The organism is Gardnerella piotii (assembly GCF_003397585.1).
GTDB classification, from domain to species: Bacteria; Actinomycetota; Actinomycetes; order Actinomycetales; family Bifidobacteriaceae; genus Bifidobacterium; species Bifidobacterium piotii.
In genome coordinates, this window is the sequence record NZ_QJUV01000001.1 from 1,286,060 (window position 1) to 1,307,067 (window position 21,008).

Annotated in this window: 18 protein-coding genes and 1 tRNA gene; 8 read left to right on the forward strand and 11 right to left on the reverse strand. The window is 45.5% G+C overall.

The annotated features are described in order from the left end of the window. Positions 1-97: 97 nt before the first annotated feature. The 5 genes from D0T20_RS05535 to infC form a co-directional block, all read right to left on the reverse strand. Positions 98-751: a peptide deformylase gene (locus D0T20_RS05535; protein WP_116438646.1), complete on the reverse strand. Its 654-nt coding sequence runs from the start codon at positions 749-751 to the stop codon at positions 98-100. 272 nt (positions 752-1,023) lie between these two features. Further along, positions 1,024-2,436 carry a phosphoglucosamine mutase gene (gene glmM / locus D0T20_RS05540; protein WP_116438647.1) on the reverse strand — a complete coding sequence of 471 codons (1,413 nt, stop codon included), beginning with the start codon at positions 2,434-2,436 and terminating at the stop codon, positions 1,024-1,026. A gap of 242 nt (positions 2,437-2,678) precedes the next feature. Beyond that, positions 2,679-3,062 carry a 50S ribosomal protein L20 gene (rplT, locus tag D0T20_RS05545; RefSeq protein ID WP_004114536.1) on the reverse strand — a complete coding sequence of 128 codons (384 nt, stop codon included), beginning with the start codon at positions 3,060-3,062 and terminating at the stop codon, positions 2,679-2,681. A 54-nt stretch (positions 3,063-3,116) separates the two neighbouring features. Next, complete coding sequence (gene rpmI, locus D0T20_RS05550) at positions 3,117-3,311, reverse strand: 50S ribosomal protein L35 (protein WP_004132712.1); 195 nt, start codon at positions 3,309-3,311, stop codon at positions 3,117-3,119. Beyond that, positions 3,292-4,059: a translation initiation factor IF-3 gene (gene infC, locus D0T20_RS05555; RefSeq protein WP_016636400.1), complete on the reverse strand. Its 768-nt coding sequence runs from the start codon at positions 4,057-4,059 to the stop codon at positions 3,292-3,294. The genes rpmI and infC overlap by 20 nt, the downstream gene beginning before the upstream one ends. Positions 4,060-4,304: 245 nt before the next feature. On the opposite strand from infC, the gene D0T20_RS05560 reads away from it, so the two are divergent. The 6 genes from D0T20_RS05560 (at position 4,305) to D0T20_RS05585 (ending at position 9,909) form a co-directional block, all read left to right on the forward strand. Beyond that, positions 4,305-5,042 (forward strand): thiamine diphosphokinase, encoded by a 738-nt coding sequence (locus tag D0T20_RS05560; RefSeq protein WP_116438745.1) that lies wholly within the window; start codon positions 4,305-4,307, stop codon positions 5,040-5,042. 196 nt (positions 5,043-5,238) lie between these two features. Next, positions 5,239-6,294 (forward strand): type I glyceraldehyde-3-phosphate dehydrogenase, encoded by a 1,056-nt coding sequence (gene gap / locus D0T20_RS05565; protein ID WP_004130004.1) that lies wholly within the window; start codon positions 5,239-5,241, stop codon positions 6,292-6,294. Positions 6,295-6,421: 127 nt separating this feature from the next. Continuing rightward, complete coding sequence (gene ybaK, locus D0T20_RS05570) at positions 6,422-6,922, forward strand: Cys-tRNA(Pro) deacylase (RefSeq protein WP_004130002.1); 501 nt, start codon at positions 6,422-6,424, stop codon at positions 6,920-6,922. 69 nt (positions 6,923-6,991) lie between these two features. Next, positions 6,992-7,066 (forward strand): 50S ribosomal protein bL37, encoded by a 75-nt coding sequence (locus D0T20_RS06545; RefSeq protein ID WP_369803150.1) that lies wholly within the window; start codon positions 6,992-6,994, stop codon positions 7,064-7,066. Positions 7,067-7,221: 155 nt separating this feature from the next. Continuing rightward, positions 7,222-7,992 carry an exonuclease domain-containing protein gene (locus D0T20_RS05575; protein ID WP_116438648.1) on the forward strand — a complete coding sequence of 257 codons (771 nt, stop codon included), beginning with the start codon at positions 7,222-7,224 and terminating at the stop codon, positions 7,990-7,992. 135 nt (positions 7,993-8,127) lie between these two features. Beyond that, positions 8,128-9,909, forward strand: coding sequence for a UDP-N-acetylmuramoyl-L-alanyl-D-glutamate--2,6-diaminopimelate ligase (locus tag D0T20_RS05585; RefSeq protein ID WP_116438650.1), 1,782 nt, complete (start codon positions 8,128-8,130; stop codon positions 9,907-9,909). A 105-nt stretch (positions 9,910-10,014) separates the two neighbouring features. Here the strand turns inward: D0T20_RS05585 and D0T20_RS05590 are convergent, their stop codons facing one another. Continuing rightward, positions 10,015-11,469, reverse strand: a complete 1,455-nt coding sequence (locus tag D0T20_RS05590; protein WP_032839658.1) for a bifunctional folylpolyglutamate synthase/dihydrofolate synthase — start codon at positions 11,467-11,469, stop codon at positions 10,015-10,017. 459 nt (positions 11,470-11,928) lie between these two features. Between D0T20_RS05590 and D0T20_RS05595 the strand changes: the two genes are divergently transcribed. Both D0T20_RS05595 and D0T20_RS05600 read left to right on the forward strand, forming a co-directional pair. After that, positions 11,929-12,645, forward strand: coding sequence for an ECF transporter S component (locus D0T20_RS05595; RefSeq protein WP_102704924.1), 717 nt, complete (start codon positions 11,929-11,931; stop codon positions 12,643-12,645). 147 nt (positions 12,646-12,792) lie between these two features. Further along, positions 12,793-12,866: transfer RNA gene (locus D0T20_RS05600), tRNA-Ile, on the forward strand. Between the two features lie 287 nt (positions 12,867-13,153). Here the strand turns inward: D0T20_RS05600 and D0T20_RS06410 are convergent. The 5 genes from D0T20_RS06410 to D0T20_RS05620 all read right to left on the reverse strand — a co-directional run bounded on the left by D0T20_RS06410 (position 13,154) and on the right by D0T20_RS05620 (position 20,910). Further along, entirely contained in the window at positions 13,154-13,330 is a 177-nt protein-coding gene (locus D0T20_RS06410) for a hypothetical protein (protein WP_155237437.1), read from the reverse strand. 26 nt (positions 13,331-13,356) lie between these two features. Beyond that, positions 13,357-14,253, reverse strand: coding sequence for a carbohydrate kinase family protein (locus D0T20_RS05605; protein WP_004132728.1), 897 nt, complete (start codon positions 14,251-14,253; stop codon positions 13,357-13,359). A 276-nt stretch (positions 14,254-14,529) separates the two neighbouring features. Then, positions 14,530-16,110 carry an aminopeptidase P family protein gene (locus tag D0T20_RS05610; RefSeq protein WP_409256832.1) on the reverse strand — a complete coding sequence of 527 codons (1,581 nt, stop codon included), beginning with the start codon at positions 16,108-16,110 and terminating at the stop codon, positions 14,530-14,532. A gap of 135 nt (positions 16,111-16,245) precedes the next feature. Beyond that, positions 16,246-18,858, reverse strand: a complete 2,613-nt coding sequence (gene pepN, locus D0T20_RS05615; RefSeq protein WP_116438652.1) for an aminopeptidase N — start codon at positions 18,856-18,858, stop codon at positions 16,246-16,248. Positions 18,859-18,954: 96 nt separating this feature from the next. Further along, complete coding sequence (locus D0T20_RS05620; RefSeq protein WP_016636387.1) at positions 18,955-20,910, reverse strand: ribonuclease J; 1,956 nt, start codon at positions 20,908-20,910, stop codon at positions 18,955-18,957. Positions 20,911-21,008: the final 98 nt, after the last annotated feature.

The window sequence follows — 21,008 nt, forward strand, 5'->3', positions numbered from 1 at the left end:
TAACTACGTAACAATGCGTAATAAATCGCGATAAGCGATAAGCAAATCCCCCGCAAGAAAACTTGTGGGGGATTTTATTTTGCATTCGTCTTTTATTTTAAATCGCAAAGCCTAGTGTTCTAGCAGCGTTTACAGGAACAGCCTCATCTGCCCAATAATCCTCAAGGTTTTCGTCGCTAGAAAGCGAGCGCATTTCTGCGCGATCAATGTAAAGCTCACCGCGTAAATGATCCGTCTCGTGCTGGAAGATTCGCGCTGGCCAACCGTGCAAACGCTGCGAATGTTGCTTTCCATCCTCGTCTTGCCAAGTGGCTTGAATGTCTAGCCAGCGCTGACGAACAGCTTGATACCCTGCAACACTTAAGCAGCCCTCATAGAAGCTGCGCGTTTGCGTGCCAATTGGCTCATAATGCGGGTTAATAATCGCCCTAAATGGCAATTCCGCAATATCTCTAGGGTCGTCTTCGTCGTCTCTAACGTGATCTTCTACAACCGCAATCGCTAAGCCAAGACCGATTTGCGGAGCGGCCAAACCAACTCCTGGAGCGTCTAGCATAGTGCTGTGCATAAGCGAAATAAGCTTATTAAGCGTTGCGCGCGTAAGCTGACCATCGTAAGCAACCGTGCGCTGCCTTAAAACAGGCTCCCCTGCTTGAACAATCGACAAAACGCCATCTTCTGTAGCAGAATCCAAAAGGCGCCCTACTGCGCGGCTAAGCTTAGTGTCGACACTTGCGTGATGCGTAAACATAGGACTCCTTTACAAGGCGATTCTACAAAACTTCTAACTCTATAAGTCTAAATTTGACTATTGCTAATGGCATATATCAACAACAATACCAAAAGAGCTAGTATATCAAGATTATCCGCTTTTTGTAGTTCTAGACGGCGTGTTGAGCTACAAAAAGCGGAACCAATTGACGCATTTTGTACCAAATTCGACCCAAATCACGTACAAAACCCGTCAAACAACTCCGCACTTTGTACCAAATTTGACCCAAATCACGTACAAAGTCGGTAAAACTACAACTTAAGATTATCCGTTACAACTTGTGCAAGTCGCGCGCAAACCTCATCTGCTTGCTCTTGCGTTGCAGCTTCACACATAACGCGCACAAGTGGCTCCGTTCCGCTTGGTCTAAGAAGAACGCGACCCGTGTCTCCCAAAAGCGCACTTTCCTTCTCTACAGCATTAAGAACATCAGCATTAGTTTTAGCAGCCATCTTATCTACGTTTGGCACATTTACTAAGCATTGCGGAAGCTGTGGGAAGTCGGCAGCCATTTGTGAAAGCTTCTTGCCCTCTCGCACAACTTCTCGACACAACGTAAGCGCTGTAAGAGTGCCATCTCCCGTGGTTGCAAACTCGCGATTAATCACATGCCCCGACTGCTCGCCGCCAAGAGAATAATCGCCTCTAAGCATCTCTTCTAGAACGTAACGGTCTCCAACGCTTGTTTGAACAGTAGAGATGCCCATGTCTTTTAGCGCAAGCTTTAATCCAAGATTGCTCATTACAGTAACAACAAGAGTATTGTGATTCAGCTTGCCTTCGGCCTTCTTAGAACGCGCAAGAATGCCCATAATTTGGTCGCCATTAACCATGTTTCCGTTTTCGTCTACAGCCAAGCATCGGTCTGCATCTCCGTCGAAAGCTACTCCTAAATCGGCCTTAGACGCCTTAACCATAGCTTGCAACTGCTCGGGATGCGTGGAACCAGCATGATCGTTAATGTTGTAGCCATCTGGAGAAGCGTTAATAACAATCACTTCTGCGCCAGCCCTGCGCAATGCTTCTGGAGCTACTACAGACGTTGCGCCATTTGCGCAATCTGCCACTACTCTAAGACCTGCAAGAGGCTTAGGACGAGTAGAAGACTCACTGCTTAAAGGCGCTACAGAAGAAACAAGATGATCAATATAAAGATTCGTAGCTGTAGTGGTATCGTGGCTGATTCGCCCAACACCACTGCCCGTAGGACGCTGCCAATCCTTGCCTAAAACCGCCTCAATCTCGTCTTCTTTACTGTCTGGAAGCTTAAAACCACCGCGCGCAAAGAACTTGATTCCATTATCTGGCATTGGATTATGCGAAGCAGATATTACTGCACCCATCTCTACGTTTAGCACAGAAGTTAAAAAGGCCACGCCAGGAGTTGGGATTATGCCAGCGTCTATAACGTCAAATCCGCCTGCACTCATGCCTGCTGCCAAAGCGGATGCTAGGAAATCGCCAGAAACGCGAGTATCGCGACCAACCAGCGCCCTTCTCCTAGCGTGCATTTTCTTCCCTGTATCTTCGCTATTTGAATCACTGCTATGCGTTGCTTCTCCTAAAACGCGAACGGCAGCATCGCCTAAATCTAGCGCTAATTGCGCGGTTAAATCGCGATTGGCCAATCCCCTAACACCATCGGTACCGAACATATTTGGCATAATCAGACTCTTTCAATTAGATTTCAAAAAACACACTGTGCTCCATTTTACTCTGCAATGCGCTAGACGCGCCACAGTTTCACGCTACGACTTAAGCACTTAATAATTAAACACAAAACCAGGTTATGAACCTAATATATGCACAAAAACAATTAAGTCCGCCTAAAAAGACGGACTTAATATTTAATGCTATTTAATGCTTAAAGTGATTAAATCACTCAAATAAAGCCTATAAACTAGAATCAGGCTTCTACTGGAGCATTAACATCTGCAGGCAAAGCAGCCTTAGCAGCTTCAACGATTGCCTTAAAGGTCTCGACGTCGCTAACAGCAAGCTCTGCCAAAGCGCGGCGATCCAATTCGATGCCAGCTAAGCGCAAACCCTGAATAAAGCGGTTGTAGGTGATTCCTTCTGCGCGAACAGCAGCGTTAATGCGCTGAATCCACAACTTGCGGAAGTCGCCCTTGCGAGCCTTGCGGTCGCGGAAGTTATAAGTAAATGAGTGAAGCAGCTGTTCCTTTGCCTTGCGATAAAGGCGGGAACGCTGACCGCGATAACCCGAAGCCCTATCAAGAACAACGCGACGCTTCTTGTGAGCATTAACTGCGCGTTTTACTCGTGCCATAAGTATTCCTCAGCTTTCTTAAAAATTTTTAATTGCGTCTTCGTTTTACTGCACTTACTTAGTTAGCAAGCCCTTCAAATTCTTGCTCTGTGCTGTAGCTAAAACCTTATCTGCAGACAAAGCACGACGCTTACGAGCAGACTTATGCTCCAAGTTGTGGCGCATTGCGCTACCATCGTGCATTACCTTACCAGTGCCGGTGAGGCGAACGCGCTTGGACGCTGCGGAATTAGTTTTCATCTTCGGCATTGCTGCCCTCCTTATGATTCTGATCAGATTCTACAGAAGCTTTTGCGGACACATCGGCCGCTGCCTGAGCTCCTTGCTTTGCCGCAAGTCGTGCTGCTTGACGAGCTTGACGCTCTGCGCGCGATTCAGCGCCTCTACGACGCTGCTCAGACTGAGTATGAATCTTTTTACCCTTAGGCGCAAGAGTCATTATTATGTTACGACCCTCCTGCTTAGGGGCAAACTCCACGGTTCCACTTTCGGAAACCTCATCTGCAAGCCTACGCAATAACTCAACTCCGCCTACAGGCCTCGACTGTTCGCGGCCGCGCAGCATAATGGTGACTTTTACTTTGTCTCCACCATTTAGGAATCGAAGAACATGACCCTTCTTAACGTCGAAATCGTGATCGTCAATCTTGAGTCGGAAACGAATTTCCTTAATCTCGGCCGTACTTTGATTACGACGCGCTTCACGAGCCTTAATCTTCTCGTTGTACTTGTACTTACCGTAGTCAATAAGCTTGGCTACAGGAGGCTTAGCAGTAGGCGCAACCTCTACAAGATCGAGGTTTGCTTCCTTTGCTAGGTTCAACGCTACCGAGGTCGCAATAACACCCACCTGCTCGCCTTTCGGACCGATAAGGCGTACTTGTGAGACGCGAATCTCTTCGTTAATGCGTGGTTCGTCGCTAATGATGACTCCAATCCTTGTTAAAACAGTGGAACAGCGCACCAAAAGGTCAAAGATAAATTCAAGTTCAAACATCAATCAAATGCGCTCAAGAATAGCGCTATAGCAAGCATATTGCTACGTGACCGAAGTCATGAACCCGAAACCCTTTAGGCTTCCAGGTGGGATATACCACTTTCTTGATTACTCAAGCCAAATGTCTATTTTACTTGGAGCCTTGACAATAATCAACCATGCTCAAAAATACTAAACAAGTCGCATCAAATCGCAACAAAACACGCGATATAATCGCAATTCCGCGCGCGCGATATTATATGACTATGGAGCCTTTGAAGCGCTGCGTTGTTTTAGCAGCTGGAGATTATTACGACCATACGCGCGAACACGTTCCTGATCGCGCTTTAACTATTGCTGCAGATGGTGGCTGGGATCATGCGTGCAGGCTTGGTTTGCACGTTGATGCTCTAATTGGCGATTTTGACTCTGTGCGATTAAAGCTCCCAACAGACGCTGCGATTACGCGACTTCCTGCCGAAAAAGATGACCCTGATTTGCTTTCTGCTCTTAAAGTTGGCTGGTCTAAAGGCTCTAGAGAATTCCATATTTTTGGCGGCTTAGGTGGCCGCGTTGATCACACGATTTCCAATATTCAGCTTATGGTTCGACTTGCAGTTAGAGGCGGAATTGGATTCTTGTATGGAGACGGCACGATTGTTACAGCAATTCACAACGGTTCCCTTGACTTTCCTGCGTCCAATGGGCCCGAAGGCCGCATGGTTTCTGTGTTCTCGCACACGCCTATTTCTAGCGATGTAAACGAGATTGGTCTTAAATATCAACTTCAGCACGCAACTATGTATGGCGATGCCGTTCAAGGCTTAAGCAACGAATTACTAAACGACACTCCTGCGCACATTGACGTTCACGAAGGCACTCTTGTAATCACATTCCCTATAGACGCTCCACTTCCGCAAGTCAGCTGGTTTAAGCGACCAGTTGGCGATTTGGGAGATATAAACACTAGCATTTCAAGCGCTCTCGCCGTTTCGCCAAAATAGTGCGAATAATCGCAAATGCGCGATGCAGCAAGGCAAAATCTTGCGCAAGTGTAGTACAAAATGATGCACTAACGTAGTACATACCGCACATTAAAATGGACACGTTAGTTTAATAACGAAAACCGAAAACGTATTGTTAAAAATCGCGAAAAATCGCAAAACCGTGCGTTGAGGTTTCACTCAAGGGAGATTCCACATGACAGTCAAGATTGGTATTAACGGCTTTGGACGTATCGGCCGTTTGGCATTCCGTCGTATTTTTGAGCTTCAAGCTCGTGGCGGTCAAGCTGGCGATATTGAAGTCGCAGCCATCAACGATCTGACCACTCCTTCAATGCTTGCTTACTTGCTTAAGTATGACAGCACTCATGGCACTTTCCGCCACGACGATGGCACCCCAGTTGAGGTGACTTCCACCGAAGACGCAATCGTAGTAGATGGCAAGACCTACAAGGTTTACGCCGAAAAAGACGCAAACAACATTCCATGGGTTAAGAACGATGGCGTTGAGTTCGTGCTCGAATGCACTGGCTTCTACACTTCTGCAGAAAAGTCCCAGGCTCACTTGAACGCTGGAGCTAAGAAGGTTCTTATCTCTGCTCCTGCTAAAGACGAAACAACCCCAACCGTTGTGTTTGGTGTAAACCAAGAGATCTTAAAGCCAACCGATAACATTGTGTCCGCTGGCTCTTGCACCACTAACTCCATGGCTGCAATGGTTAAGCTTTTGCAAGATAAGTGGGGCATTAAGTCTGGCTTTATGACCACTATCCACGCTTACACTGGCACCCAGATGATTCTCGACGGCCCACGCGGCTCCAAGCCACGCAACAACCGTTCTGCTGCTTGCAACACAATCGAGCACTCCACTGGTGCTGCTAAGGCAATCGGCAAGGTTGTTCCAGAAGTTAACGGCAAGCTTCAGGGTCATGCTCAGCGTATTCAGGTTCCAGATGGATCTGTTACCGAGTTGACTACTGTTCTCGAGAAGCCAGCAACCACCGAAGAAATCAACGAAGCCTTTAAGAAGGCATTCGAAAACTGCGATTACTTTGGCTACAACGCCGATAGCATTGTGTCTTCCGACATTATTGGCGATACCCACGGTGGCGTTTTCGATCCAACTCAGACCGACGTTAACACTGTTGACGGCGTAACTTTGGCTCGTACCGTTACCTTCTACGACAACGAGTATGGCTTTACTGCTAACATGATTCGCACATTGCTTTACTTTGCTGAGATTGCTGAGTAAAATTAGCGAAACAAATAAAGCTAAATAGGCTAGTCAGGATAGCCTAGTAAAGCTGAATAAAGCTACAAACCCCTTGCGGTGACTCATCGCAGGGGGTTTTCGCAACGCATTGCACACGGGGGTAAAAATGGGCAAAAAACATGCTGCAACAGGCAAAGCAACGCCAGCAATCGCACAGCTAGAAAATGCTGGAATCACATTCCGCGTTGTTGATTACGAGCACGATGCAGATCACATGGACGACGGCTACGGCATGGAAGCAGCGCAAAAGTTAGGCGTAAATGCTGAACAAGTTTGCAAAACGCTTATGGTAGACACAGGCGAAAAGCGCGTAGTTGGTATTGTGCCAGTAAACGCTCGATTAAGCATGAAGGCGATTGCGAGCGCAGTAAATGCCAAAAAAGCCAGCATGACAAGCCCAGATGTAGCTCAACGAGAAAGTGGCTATGTTGTTGGCGGAATCAGCCCATTTGGTCAGCGCACTCATCACGAAACTGTGTTGGACGCTAGCGTTATGCACTTTGACGAGATTCTTGTTTCTGGAGGAAAACGCGGACTAGACGTTGTTCTAAATCCAAACGATTTGGTTAGCTTGCTTAACGCGACTGTGGCAAATATTCTAGCTTAAAGATATCAAACGTCGTGGCAACGTGCGATAATCCGTAAGGTTGTTCATTTTAATCGTTAGGAGTTTATTATGGGTATGCGTGGACGTAAGCGCAAGGCTCGCCGCAAAAAGGCAGCAAATCACGGCAAAAGGCCAAATGCTTAATGCAAATGCTTAATACGTTTGATTTGCGTATAAATTTGTAACTAAAAGCCCACGGATTTATTACCGTGGGTTTTTTGTTTACGTGATTTTTAATCAAACAACCAAACGACTCAAAAACGCACGCAAGGGTCTTCGCTGCATTCTAGGATTATTGCATGGCAAAGAACATAGATGAGTTGCTAGAAGCACTAGAAAAAGCACCGCAGCAAGATAAAAACACAACATTGTGCAAATCAATGCTGCTTGGCTTCGACACAGAAACAACGGGCGCAATTATTGGCAGTGATTCAATATGCTCTGCAACGCTCGTTTTTAGAGACCCAGCGCGTGGGCGTAACAATGACGTTATTGCAACGTGGCTTGTAAACCCGCATAAGCAAATCAACCCTAAAGCAAGCGAAGTAAACGGCTTTACAAACGAGTTTTTGCAAGAAAACGGAGGCGATCCAACTCAAGAAATCGAATTGCTTGGAAAAGCCATTAGCCTTGCACAAAGCAAGAATATTCCACTTCTTGCATACAATGCGCCTTTTGACGTTAAAATGCTAAATCATGATTTGCAAAGATGGAGTCTTGACTCTTTGCAAAATCGCCCAAAAAGCACGATTAATGGCGGCGAGATGCTTGTTGTAGACCCGCTTGTTATAGATAGAGCCATTTCTAAGCGAACTGGCAAACGAACTCTTACTTACACAACGCAATTTTATGGAGTGGAGCCAATTGGCAATTTTCACGATGCTACAGCAGATACAGTTGCTGCAGTTGATTTGATTGAGCCTATAAGCGAGTTGCACGAAAACGTTGCAAATCTTAAGTTATGCGAGATTATGGCTTGGCAGCGAGACGCTTACGCAAAGTGGAAATTAAGCTTTGATAGCTGGCTTAAGTCTAAAGGAAGACCAGCTAGCGAAGGAAGCTGGTTGTGATTAATGGCGATTCTTGTGCAATTTGCGCGCGGAAAAATCGCAAGCAGCCGCACATAAAATAAGCACAACTAAAATAAAATAAAATAAAAAACGCAAATAACAGAAACAACACGGAAAATAACACGGAAAAGCGAAATGTCTTTACAAAAATTATCTTTAGACGAAGCAAGCAATATTTTGTTAAAGCAAAATCTTTTGCGAGAAATAATACAAAATAAAAGTGCACAAAAACATGACGATTTAACGCACGAAAACGACCAAACTTGGTCAATAGATGCTAGCGATTTTAATGGCCACTCAAAGCCGTACAACCACATAACATACGATTCGCGCGATATTAAGCCAAACACATTGCTTTTTATTAAGGGCAATTTTAAGCCAGAATACCTTAAAGACGCAGATAAAAACGGCTTAAATGCATACGTTGCGCAGGATTGCTACGCGGAATACACAAATGCGGTTGGGCTGATTGTAACAGACGTTCGTAAAGCAATGAGCGTACTTTCGGCTGCATTCTTTAACAATCCGCAAGAAAAGCTTACGACTATTGGCATTACGGGAACAAAAGGCAAAACAACCACAGCATACTTTACTCATGCTATTTTGAACGCACATTCTAATGGCAAAGCTGCGCTATTCTCTTCGGTAGACAATTGTTTAGATGGTAAAACATATGTTGAGTCGGACTTGACTACGCCAGAAAGTCTAGACGCGTTTAGAATGATGAGCCAGGCTGTAGAAAATGGCATGAAATACCTTGTTATGGAGGTTTCGTCGCAAGCGTACAAAGTCAACCGCGTGTATGGATTGCACTTTAATGTTGCGGCATTTTTGAACATTAGCCCAGATCACATAAGCCCAATCGAACACCCGACTTTTGAAGATTATTTGTATTGCAAGCGTCAAATCGTAAAAAATACGGATGCACTTGTGCTTAATGCGGATTGCGCGCATGCGGATTTGCTTCTTCAAGACGCACAAAAAAATGGCGTAAAAGTCACGACTTTTTCCAGAATACACAAAGAAGAACTAGACGGAAATACTTGCAATTGCCCAGAATGCAGCGATTATTCCGATATTCATCCTTACGAAAACAGCGAAAAATACCCAGAGCTTGTTTTGCCAAGGTATGTAGCGATACCAGAGCCGCAAGGGTTGAAAGAATCGCAAGAATTACCAAGTTCGCAAGAGCATTGTATTGCGATTTTGGAAGGCGAAGCTAGCGAGTACGTAAATCAAGACATGCCTAATTACAGCGCTATAGACAAATTCAATCTAAAGATTGCTGGCGACTTTAACTACGAGAACGCATTGGCTGCGATTGCAATTGCACAAAACGCGCAACCAGATTTAATCAACAATGTTGAAGCTTTGCACGCGATTGAAAACGTTGAAATTCCAGGGCGCATGGAGATTTTTGAGGATCCAAAATCCAACACGATTGCAATCGTTGACTACGCGCATAATTACGTTTCTGTAAAAGCGCTACTGGACTTTGTTGAAGAAAGATACGCAAGCCAGAGTTTATACACTACTCTTGTTACGGGGTCTGCTGGAAACAAAGCTTACGACAGACGCAAAGAGATTGTTCAAGCTGCGCAAAATCGAATCGACGAGTTTGTGTTTACAATCGAAGACACAAACACCGAAGATCCAATGGATATTTGCAACGATATGCAATCTTGCATAACAATCCCAAGCGTTAAGTCGCAAATAATAATCGATAGAACGCAAGCGATTGAGCACAGCGTAAACGAAGCTAGAGAGCGCGGCGAGCACAGCAAACGCGATGAAGATAACGACTTATTAAGCGTAATCCTCATTATTGGAAAGGGCGACGAGCGCTGGATTAAGCACAACAACAAGCACGTTCCTTACGAAAGCGATTCGCTTGTTATTAAGCGCCTATTTAGCTAGTTTAGCTAAGCGCCTATTTAGCTAGCGGCTCTTTAGCTAAGCGCCTATTTAGCTAGCGGCTCTTTAGCTAGCAACTCTTTAGCTCAAGTCAATCCGTAGCTAAAGTCATTCCGCAAGATTTGGATGAACGTTAGCGCGTTGATCTTTTGGCTTCTTTAAGTCTGGATTAACGCGCTCAATCAGCATAGTGCGCGCATCTCCTGCTGTAACAAAGCTACCGCAAATCAGCACTCCGTGACCATACCCAACTCCAAGCTCATCGTCTTCGTCAACAAGATTCACTGCCGTTTGAATAGCGTCTGGAAGATCGTCAACGCGAATCACGCGATCTTTACCAAACACGCCAATCGCAATCTTCTCTAGGTCTTTAGGGTCCATCACGCGGTCGCGCCAAGAGTTACGCGTAACAATAATCTTAGTTAAAATCGGCTCAAGAACACCTAAATATTCTTCAACTTGCTTATCTGCCATCATTGCCACAACGCCAATAAGCTGCTCAAAATTATAGTTTTCTTCGATTGTTTTACGAAGAGACTCAGCAGCATTAACATTGTGGCCGCCGTCAATAATAATCGTTGGAGAAGTGCGAACTTGCTCAATTCGGCCAGGAACCTTAACTTGACTCAAAGCCTCGGCAACCAAATCGCCGTCTAAAGCGCCATTTACAGGCAGAACAACCTCCGCAGCAGCAAGCGCCGCCAAAGCATTATGCGACTGATGCACACCAAACTTATCTATTGGAACATCTTCATAAGTGCCATTTGGAGTTCGCAAAGTGGCAACTTGACCACCAACAGCTGGAGTGCGCGAAACAACCTCCAACTCGCCGCTTCCGTCACTAAAGTCGCGTAAAAGCTTGGCATTATTGCGATTTGCCACCTCTTGAATAATCGGCAAAACTTGCGATTCGTGTGGCTGCGGCCCCAAAATCACAGTGCAATTTGGCTTAATAATCCCAGCCTTTGTGCGCGCAATCTCTTCAACCGTGTTTCCAAGCCATTGCATGTGGTCCATGTCTACAGGGCCAATAATCGCAGCATCCGCGTTCATAACATTAGTGGCGTCCCATTCGCCGCCCATGCCAACTTCCATCACAGCAACATCTACAGGAGCGTCAGCAAAAGCCCAAATCGCCATAGCTGTAAGCACTTCAAAAAAGCTCATGCGCGGCTTGCCATCAGCATCCATGCGAGCGTCAACCATGTTTATAATGTCTTTCATTTGATCAAACACGTCAACAAACTGGTCATCGCTAATTTCTTGACCGTCAATCATAATTCGCTCATTTACGCGTTGCAAATGCGGCGAAGTGTAAAGACCCGTGCGCAAACCGTACGCGCGGCAAATCGCCTCCGCCATGCGCGCCGTGGAGCCTTTGCCATTGGTGCCAGTAATGTGAATCACGTGCATAGACTGCTCTGGATGCCCCAAAATATCAAGAATTAAGCGCATTCTATCTAAATCAAGATTTGTCTTGTTATGCTCTGGAGCGCGGCTCATAATATCTCGCTCAACGTCAACAATTCGCTCATTGGTGCGATTTGGATGTTCCATCGACATTTTGTGCTCCCCTATTTTTGATTTACGTTTTCGGATTTACGTTTTCAGATTTACGTTTCGCTAATTTTTCCAACTATCTAGATTAATAACTGTAGTGTTTTTGTACCTGATTTACGGCGTGTCGTGGTACAAAACACGTAAAACAACTCCGCACTTTGTACCACATTCCACCCAAATCACGTACAAACTCGGGAAATATCGCTCGCGCGCTACGCTTCTCAAGCGAAAAGGCAGGTCGTCGCGCGAACATGTTTGCTTGCGTTGAATAATCGGTTTTATAGCGCGTTATAGATTTCTGCAATAATCAAAAACGTTACAAATCGCACAAAACTAGCGCATAAAGGCGTGTTAGTGGCTATTAAATGGTAAAGTACACGTTGGCGTTTCTGCCCAGGCTGCGTAGGTCGAGAAACGCTCAAAGAAATTACAATGCGCAGCAATCAATAGTTAGGAACACTAATGAGTGATATTCTAAACAACGAATCCGCAAACAATCAAAGCGAAGAAAACGCACAATACTCCGCACAATCCGAAACTCCAATAACCGACAAGGCTCGTGCAAACGCAAATCCTGCACCAACAACAATCGCAAGTCTTAAATGGCGCGTTGCAGATATATCGCTCGGCGCCGCTCTAGCCGCCTTGTTTGGCATAATCTACTGGGGCTTTACCATTGTGTTCTTCTCCCAAATCTCCCCTATTTTGCGCACAGTTTTGCCTGGATTTGGCAGCATTTTGCACGGCGTTTGGTACATGTCTGGTCCGCTTGCTCTTCTTTTAATCCGCAAGCCTGGTGCTGCAATTTACGTAAACGTTGTTGGCGCCGTGTTTGAGAACATTCTTGGCCAGCAATTCTCTGCATTTATGGTTTTAGCTTCTGCCGCCTTGCAAGCCATGTTTAGCGAGCTTCCTTTTGCTATCGCTCGCTACAAAAAGTACAATCTTACTTTAAGCGTAATTTCTGGCACTCTCACTGCGCTGGAATATGGTATTTACTTGATGTTTGTGGTCTACCAGGGCAAGAGCGCAAACTATCTTACAATTCACATGATTTGCGAACTTATAAGCGGCTTTGTGATTGCAGGCATTGTTCCTTGGCTTCTGTTCGTTGCAGTTCGTAAGACTGGAGCTTTGAGCAATTTTGCTTCTGGAAGAGACCAAGAAGTAGTAGCATAACTATTTACTCTAAAGCTGCTTGCGACTTGTCTTGCGCGCACCCATGCGATTTGCGCGCTAAACAACGCGTTAATCGTAGTGTGTTAAACAGCGTGTTAAACGTTTATGGGTGTGTGCTAATCTAGTCGTTGCTAACTTTGTTAGCGTGGGGCTTTAGCTCAGTCGGTTAGAGCAACGGACTCATAATCCGTCGGTCCAGGGTTCAAGCCCCTGAGGCCCCACTAAATAACTCAAAATGGCTTTATTTCAACGTTTTCAGCAAGTCACAAACAGTAACGACACACCAAACGACACACCTAGACTACTATGTTTAAGCATGTTTAAGCGATTAAACTGCTCTTAAAACCGCGTGTGACACGCCAAAAAGAACCTACTTCTATTATATCATTTTCACAAAAAGTTAAGAGTATAAAAAATTACCCCCCGCATGGAGCGAGGGGTAATTACTAATTTTCAACTTGTATTCTCAATTAGAGAATACTTTGAGCATATTGCGCGCCACTTATTTTCAGTAGTAGTGTCGTCCAGGATTTTGCCGCGGCCGTCCAGCTCTTAGAAGCCTTACAGCAGTATCAATGTCTGGCGCATCATCTGCTGCGCGCATAAACATTGCTTGAATCATCTGCTCGGATTCTTTGCCATCATAGTGCTTAGCCTTATTATCGTCCCAAACAAAATCAGCCATGAGCATACCTTTATATTCTTTGCAGCCTACAGTCCTGCTTTAGAAAGATAGTCTGGGATTTCGCTCGGGTACTCTGGCCACGCTCCTGCTTGAGTGCAAACGTACGCAGCGGTGTTGATTGCAGCACGATGCGCGTCTTTAAGCGAATCGCCAGCTAAAATCCTTGCAGTAAACGTGCCAGAGAATGAGTCTCCAGCGCCAACCGTATCGTTAACTTCCACATGAGGAGTTGGGTAGGTAGAGCTTTCGCCATTCTTAGTAAAGATTGCGCTAAAAGTAGATCCGCCAGTCAAAATCACGTAATCCAAACCATAGCGAGCTTGGAACCATTTGCAAGCCTCATTGTCGGAAGTTTCGCGAATATTGAACATATCTCTAAGAAGAAGCAGCTCGGAATCGTTAAGCTTAAAAACAGTTGCCTCTTTAAGAAGAGCGTCAATCAAATCCTTTGAATAATGATCGCTACGAATGTTTATGTCGAAGAACTTCATGGCGTTTGGCTTTGCATGCTTTAAAAGCTCCAAAACAGTGTCGTGCGTTTCTTGCGATCTTAAGCTAAGAGTGCCAAAGCAAATCGCGTCTGCTTTGCTAACAAGATCCACAAGTTCACGCGTATAAACAATATGATCCCACGCAATGTTTCGCACAATCGTGTACTCTGGAATGCCATTTCTAAGCGAAACATCTACCGTACTAGTTGGCCAAGCATTGCGCTGAATAACATGCTTAATCCCTGCTTTTTCAACTTCTTCAACAAGTTCATTGCCAAGAGAATCTTCTCCAACAGCACTAATAACGTAGCTTTCTGCACCATTGCATTGCGCGTGATACGCAAAGTTTGCTGGAGCACCTCCAACTCGTTTTCCTTGGGGAAGCAAATCCCACAGTAGTTCTCCAAGTGAAAGAACGATTGGCTTAGTCATTGTATTCCTTTCGAGAGTATCGATGATTTTGGCTGCGACTCGTTAATCAACATCTTTATTGCAACAAGTCACATAAATGTATAAAACACAAATGTATAAAACGCATGAAACATATAAAGCATATGCAGCACACAAGACACATAAGCCGCAATAAAGTAATGTTGTTATAACAACTAAGTGCTATAACAACATTATTGCGTAAAGATTAGATAATTAATTTAGATAGTCTTAGATGATTCTAAATAATCCTAGATAATTCGTTTAGATAGCAGCACACTATTTAGCAGCGCGCTGAGCCATCCAAGCTTCAACATCTTCGATTTGCTTAGGAATATCAATAGAAAGCCATTCAGGACCATTCTCCGTCATCAAAACATCATCTTCAATGCGGATTCCTATTCCGCGCATTTCTGGCGGAAGCATAAGATCATTGGCAGCAAAGTACAAGCCAGGCTCGATTGTAAAAATCATTCCTGGAGTAATCTTCGCACCCTGATAAGCCTCGTAGCGAGCTTGAGCACAATCGTGAACATCTAGACCCAAATGGTGAGCAACACCACACGCATGCCAGCGACGATGCTGCTGACCTTGCGGAGAAAGCGATTCCTCAACGCTAACCTTTAGAATGCCCCACTCGTGCAAATGCTCTGAAAGCACGCGCATGCAAGCGTGGTGAATATCGCTGTAGGTAGCACCTGGCTTAGCAGCCTCAAAACCAGCTTGCTGAGCGTCGAGAACGCACTGGTAAAGCTTCTTTTGCAAATCCGTAAACTTGCCATTAGTTGGGAAAGTTCGCGTAATATCTGCTGTGTAAAGGCTGTTGACTTCCACACCTGCGTCAATAAGCAAAAGTTCGCCGCTAGAAACCACGCCCGTGTTGCGCATCCAGTGCAAAATTGGAGCGTGCTTGCCAGAAGCAACAATTGTATCGTAGCCAACTTCGTTTCCAACTTCTCGAGCAACGGAGTTAAAAGCGCCTTCAATCATTCGCTCAGAATGATCCTTGCCCAAAGCTTGAGGCAAACGCGTAAGCATGCGATCAAAGCCTAACTTTGTAGCAGCAACAGCTTTGCGCATTTCGCCAATCTCGTAGGCGTCTTTAAGCATTCGCGCTTCGGCAGCCACTTCGTGCAACTTATCGTCTGCAGCAATATTTGCATCTTCGTCGCTAAATCCGCTCGCTTCTCTTAAAGCATCTACGCGCGCAGTTAGATCAGCATCCGCTTCTCGCACAATTCGCACGCGCACGCTTTCGGCAGAGCTATTATCGTCGCTAACGTTTTTTGCAATCGCGTCGTCAAGCTCGGCAATATCGCGCGTTTCAATGCCAGTCATAGCCTTAAGCTCTTTAAGTCCTGCGCGAGGGCCAACCCAGTATTCGCCGTAGTGCGGGTCTTTATAGAATGCTGCAGTGCTATTGTCTGCGCGAGGTGCCACAAAAAGCTGCGGAACGTGGGTTTTGCCCGCCGCTTCCTCTTCGCTGCCTGCTTGCACTGGCTCAAGCACAAGAACAGCGCCTGCCTCGTAATCCTGGCCCAAGCCAGTGTAATATGCGAAAGTTGTGTCTGGCCTAAAAGCGTAGTCGCAATCGTTATTGCGCACTTTTGGCTGGCCTGCTGGAATAACAAGGCGCTCGCCTGGGAATCGCTTGCCAAGCGCCTCTAGACGCGCTGGTGTGTATTTCGACGATTCAAGCGGTTCGATTTGAGGCTCCTGGTTATCCCAGCCGCTAGTCATAAACTCTTTAAAGGAATCGCTGTTTGGGCGCAAAGATCGATTATTTACGCGGTCTTGTGCTTTTTGCGTGCCATCCGCGTTTAGTTGCTCACCATGTATTGTTGGCGTTGATTGGTGCATATCTTCTGCCATCTTGCGACTCCTTGAATTAATCTTTAATCAACCTAATCTTTAATAAACTTAGATTCACAATCTACATTTCCCTATTTTCTTATTAGGAATGTACATTGAAAATTGCTATTTGATTGCAAAAAACTAGAGCGAAGCGTTGTAATGCTGCACTTTAAGCGTACGGCGAGAAGAATCAAGCTTGCCGAGCACCATACGACGCAAAGCAAGGTCGGCATCCTTATGCTCATCAAGCCAGCGCTGTCCGCGCTCAACCAACTCGTCTACATCCGCATAATTTGGATACAAGCCTTCAATCAAAGTTTCCGCCATATGGAATGTGCGATTCTTCCAAATCCACTCAACTTCCGCAAAGTAGCGCTCAACATAAGGCTTAACCAAATCACCTTTAGCAGTGCTTGCAAATCCAGCAACAACAGCACCCATTTGCATATTAGTTAAATTGAGATTGCGCAAAGCCTGTTCAAAAGCCCAATCCTTAGCTTCTGCAGTTGAGCGAGCCGCACGAGCCTGGTATGCGTATTCGCGATTCTCGGTAGTATCACGCTTAGCGAGTTCCGCATCAATTCCAGCTTCGTCCAAAACGTTCACGCCTGCAAGAGCAATAAGAATACTCCAACGCAAGTCGTTGTCGATTTCCAAACCTTCTAAGCGCACAGAACCGTCAAGCAATCCATTAGCGATTTGCACAAACTCACTATCTCCAACTTCGCCGTAGCCAAGATAAGCCTTTAGCAACTGGAACTGCTCGTCCGATCCTGCTTTAGCTGCCAAAGCCAACTGCCAGAGTTCGTGAGCAACATGCTTTGCAACTTCTGCTTGACGCTCAGGCACAACATAGTGGCTTGCAGTTACCTTTACTTGACCAAGAGCATAGCGGAAAGTAGTTGATTCGTGCTCTGTTGCCAAGGCCTTAAGGCTAAGTTCCACAAAGCGCTCTGCTGGGAATTCTGCATCGCGAGTCATATCCCACAATGCAAGCCAAATAAGCGAGCGAGTCAAAGAATCCTTAAAGCGGTAGAGATTTTCTGCAGCAAATTCAAGCGACTTTTCGTCAAAGCGTAGCTTTGTGTAAGTCAAGTCGTCGTCGTTTACAAGAATAAGCGCAGGCCTTTGCAATCCGCGCGCTTCCGCCACTTCCGTCACTTCGCCATCAACATCTAGTTCGATTCGCTTTGTGCGCACAATTTCGCCACTTGCTTCGTCCACATTGTAGAATCCAACAGCCAAGCGGTGTGCGCGCAAAACAGGATGCTCAACTGGCGCGCTCTGACGCAAACGCAAAGAAGCAATAGTGCCGTCGCTAGCTTCTTCGACTTCCGTAGAAATCGTGTTAATTCCAGCCTTTTCAAGCCATTGCGCGCTCCAAGCCTTAAGATCGCGGCCGCTTGTAAGCTCCAACTCGTGCAACAAATCAGCCAAAGTTGCGTTGCTATAGGCGTGCTTGCTTAAGTAGTTGTGAATTCCTTCAAAGAACTTTTTACGTCCAACATACGCTACAAGTTGTTTCAAAACAGAAGCACCCTTTGCGTAAGTAATGCCATCGAAGTTAACGGAAGTGTCGTTCAAATCGTTGATTGGAGCCACGATCGGATGCGTTGTTGGAAGCTGATCTTGATTAAGCGCCCAACTCTTTTCGCCAGAATTAAACGTGCTCCAAGCGTCGTGCCATTCGGTTGCTTCAGCCGTTGCAAGCGTAGACGTAAACTCAGCAAAAGACTCGTTGAGCCAAAGATCGTTCCACCACTTCATAGTTACGTAGTCACCGAACCACATGTGTGCAAGCTCATGCAAGACTGTTACAACGCGGCGCTCAGCGTATGCGTCCGTAACTTTAGATTCAAACACGTACTGGTCGCGAATGGTAACCATACCAATGTTTTCCATAGCGCCAGCGTTGTATTCTGGCACGTAAATCTGATCGTACTTTGCGTATGGGTATGGCACTCCCCAAGTCTTAGCGTAGAAAGCAAAGCCCTTCTTTGTAATGTCAAACAAGTAGTCAACATCTTTTGCAAACGCGTCTTTAAGTGCTTGACGGCAGTACATTGCCATTGGAACTACGCGGCCGTCCTCATTGTTGTAAGACGTGTGCCATTGCGCGTAAGGACCTGCGCAAATCGCAGTTAAGTAGGAGCTCATTTTTGGAGTTGACTCAAACACCCAGCGCTTCATGCCTTCTACAGCGCCATTTTCCAAAGTGCCGTCTTCCGTCTTACGGCCTTCAATCGCAGTTTCGCTTTTAACTGGCATGTTGGAAGTAACAATCCAACTTTCTGGAGCATCCACACTAAAGTCAAAAACAGCCTTCAAATCTGGCTGATCGAACACTGCATAAACTCGGCGAGCGTCTGGAACCTCAAATTGCGTGTAAAGGTAAACGTTGCCGTCGGAAGGATCAACGCTTCTGTGCAAGCCTTCGCCCGTGTTGGAATATTGGCAATTTGCTACGACTTCTACTGTGTTTTGCTCGGCCAAATTTGCAAGCTCGATGCGACTATCTGCAAAAACCTTAGAAACGTCAAGAGAAACGCCATTAAGCACAACGGATTCAACACTGTTTGCAATCAAATCGAGGAAGCTTGTTCCACCAACTTTTGCGCCAAACTCAATTTTTGTGTGCGACTTAAAATCGCGGCCACCCTTGCCTAAATCAAGTGCAACAGTGTAGTGAATTGGCATTTGGATAGCGCTAAAACGTTCCGCAGCTTCTACGCGAGTCAGATTTGCTCCTGGCATATTAACTTCCTTATATCTTCCTTTATTTTTTCTTATATTTTTGACTATTTTTCTGATTCTTGATTAGTTTTGATTAATCGCAGACTAATCACTTGACTAATCCTTTTGCGCAAGATCCGCAACAACAGGCACAATCATTGGCTTTCTACGCAACGCGCGCGCAATCCAACTTCCAAGCGTTCTGCGCATAATCTGCTGAAGCTTGTGCGTGTCTTTCTCGCCGTGCATCATGGCATCTTGAAGCTGGAAAACAATCTGAGATCGAACCTTTTCAAAATCAGATTCGTCTTCTGCAACAGCATTCAAGTAAATCTTTGGACCTGCTACAACGTCTGCGCTATCTGTATTTACAACTACAAAACTAGACACAAAGCCTTCTGTGCCAAGGATTCTGCGCTTTTCCAGTTCTTCGTCGGTAAGCTCACCAACGGAATCGCCGTCAACATACACATATCCGCATGGAACAGAGCCAACAACAGCGGCATTTCCGTGGTACAAGTCCACAACATCGCCATCTTCTGCCAAAACAACATTCTTAGGGTCCACGCCCGTTTTAACAGCAATCAAACCGTTTGCAACAAGATGCCTGTGTTCGCCGTGGATTGGCATAGCGCACTTTGGCTTAACAATGTTGTACAAATAGAGCAACTCGCCCTCATTGCAATGACCAGAAACGTGAATCGCAGCATTGTCTTTGTTGATTACGCGAGCGCCCATTTGCACAAGCTTGTTAATAACCTTATAAACTTCGTGCTCGTTTCCTGGAATTAGAGAGCTTGCAAGAATAACGGTATCAAACTCGTTAACTGTAATATCTTTGTGTATTCCGTCTGCAATTCGCCCAAGTGCTGCCATTGGCTCGCCTTGAGACCCTGTACACATATAAACAAGCTTGTCGTCTTGAATATCTTTTGCTTGCTTTAGATCTACAACAGTATTTTCTGGAATATGCAAGTAGCCAAGATCGGCCGCAATCGACATATTCCTAACCATTGATCGCCCAACAAACACCACTTTTCTGCCATACTTGTGCGCAGCATCTACCACTTGCTGAACGCGGTGAACATGGCTAGAGAAGCTTGCTACGATTATCTTGCGCGATGCGTTAGCAAACGCTTGATCCAAGGCTGGGCCAATCGAAGTTTCTGGCTTAACAAAGCCTGGAACCTCGGCGTTTGTGGAGTCTGCCATCAATAGGTCAATTCCTTGCTCGCCAAGCTTTCCAAATTCAACCAAATCGGTGATTCTATGGTCTAATGGAAGCTGATCTAGCTTAATATCTCCCGTATCTATAATCGTTCCAGCAGGAGTTTTTACGCATACAGCAAGAGCGTCTGGAATCGAGTGCGTTACGCTAATAAACTCCAAATTGTATGGGCCAACTTTTAGCTTTGAGCGGCCTTCTACTTGAATTGTTTTTGGCTTAATCTTGTGTTCTTCGCACTTTGCTTCAACAAACGCAAGAGTGAGCTTAGAGCCGATTAGCGGAATATCTGGGCGCATTTTAAGCAAATACGGCACGCCGCCAATGTGGTCTTCGTGGCCGTGAGTTAAAACTAGCCCGTCTACTTTATCTAGTCTGTTTTGAATGTAGTGGAAGTCTGGCAAAATCAGATCCACGCCTGGCTGCTCTTCTTCTGGGAACAATACGCCACAATCTATAAGCAAAATATGGCCGTTATATTCAATAACGTTCATATTTCGGCCAATCTCACCCAAGCCGCCAAGCGGAACGATTCGCATTGACCCCTTGCGATACTTTGGAGGCGCAACAAGCGCGCCCTCTCGCTGATCGTTTACAACTGGCGGAAGCGCATTGTAAGTGGCTTTAGAGCTTTTAGGAGACTTAAATCCTTTAGATGCCCTACTCACCTTATTCGATTCAGAGTCTTTAGTTTTTTTAGTTTTTGTATTTTTATTTGTAGTTTTATTTTCTTTTTTCACAGTTTTTATTGACTTTTTATTGTTTATATCTGGGGATTGAGGAATTTTTACAGAGTCTACAATCTCTGCAAGAATCTTATCCGTCGATTGCGTCGTTGTATCACTCATCTGCTCTATTGTAGCGTTAAGCCTCAACGGATTTACAAAACTGCGACTTCGCGCGTGCAATAAAAAATGGCAATCACAAAAATACCGTCTTAAAAGGC

Excerpts from the sequence above, each read along its gene's own strand:
- D0T20_RS05535 (WP_116438646.1), bottom strand. The coding sequence starts at position 751 with ATGTTTACGCATCACGCAAGTGTCGACACTAAGCTTAGCCGCGCAGTA.
- glmM (WP_116438647.1), bottom strand. The coding sequence starts at position 2,436 with ATGCCAAATATGTTCGGTACCGATGGTGTTAGGGGATTGGCCAATCGC.
- rplT (WP_004114536.1), bottom strand. The coding sequence starts at position 3,062 with ATGGCACGAGTAAAACGCGCAGTTAATGCTCACAAGAAGCGTCGCGTT.
- rpmI (WP_004132712.1), bottom strand. The coding sequence starts at position 3,311 with ATGCCGAAGATGAAAACTAATTCCGCAGCGTCCAAGCGCGTTCGCCTC.
- infC (WP_016636400.1), bottom strand. The coding sequence starts at position 4,059 with ATGTTTGAACTTGAATTTATCTTTGACCTTTTGGTGCGCTGTTCCACT.
- D0T20_RS05560 (WP_116438745.1), top strand. The coding sequence starts at position 4,305 with ATGGAGCCTTTGAAGCGCTGCGTTGTTTTAGCAGCTGGAGATTATTAC.
- gap (WP_004130004.1), top strand. The coding sequence starts at position 5,239 with ATGACAGTCAAGATTGGTATTAACGGCTTTGGACGTATCGGCCGTTTG.
- ybaK (WP_004130002.1), top strand. The coding sequence starts at position 6,422 with ATGGGCAAAAAACATGCTGCAACAGGCAAAGCAACGCCAGCAATCGCA.
- D0T20_RS05575 (WP_116438648.1), top strand. The coding sequence starts at position 7,222 with ATGGCAAAGAACATAGATGAGTTGCTAGAAGCACTAGAAAAAGCACCG.
- D0T20_RS05585 (WP_116438650.1), top strand. The coding sequence starts at position 8,128 with ATGTCTTTACAAAAATTATCTTTAGACGAAGCAAGCAATATTTTGTTA.
- D0T20_RS05590 (WP_032839658.1), bottom strand. The coding sequence starts at position 11,469 with ATGTCGATGGAACATCCAAATCGCACCAATGAGCGAATTGTTGACGTT.
- D0T20_RS05595 (WP_102704924.1), top strand. The coding sequence starts at position 11,929 with ATGAGTGATATTCTAAACAACGAATCCGCAAACAATCAAAGCGAAGAA.
- D0T20_RS06410 (WP_155237437.1), bottom strand. The coding sequence starts at position 13,330 with ATGGCTGATTTTGTTTGGGACGATAATAAGGCTAAGCACTATGATGGC.
- D0T20_RS05605 (WP_004132728.1), bottom strand. The coding sequence starts at position 14,253 with ATGACTAAGCCAATCGTTCTTTCACTTGGAGAACTACTGTGGGATTTG.
- D0T20_RS05610 (WP_409256832.1), bottom strand. The coding sequence starts at position 16,110 with ATGCACCAATCAACGCCAACAATACATGGTGAGCAACTAAACGCGGAT.
- pepN (WP_116438652.1), bottom strand. The coding sequence starts at position 18,858 with ATGCCAGGAGCAAATCTGACTCGCGTAGAAGCTGCGGAACGTTTTAGC.
- D0T20_RS05620 (WP_016636387.1), bottom strand. The coding sequence starts at position 20,910 with ATGAGTGATACAACGACGCAATCGACGGATAAGATTCTTGCAGAGATT.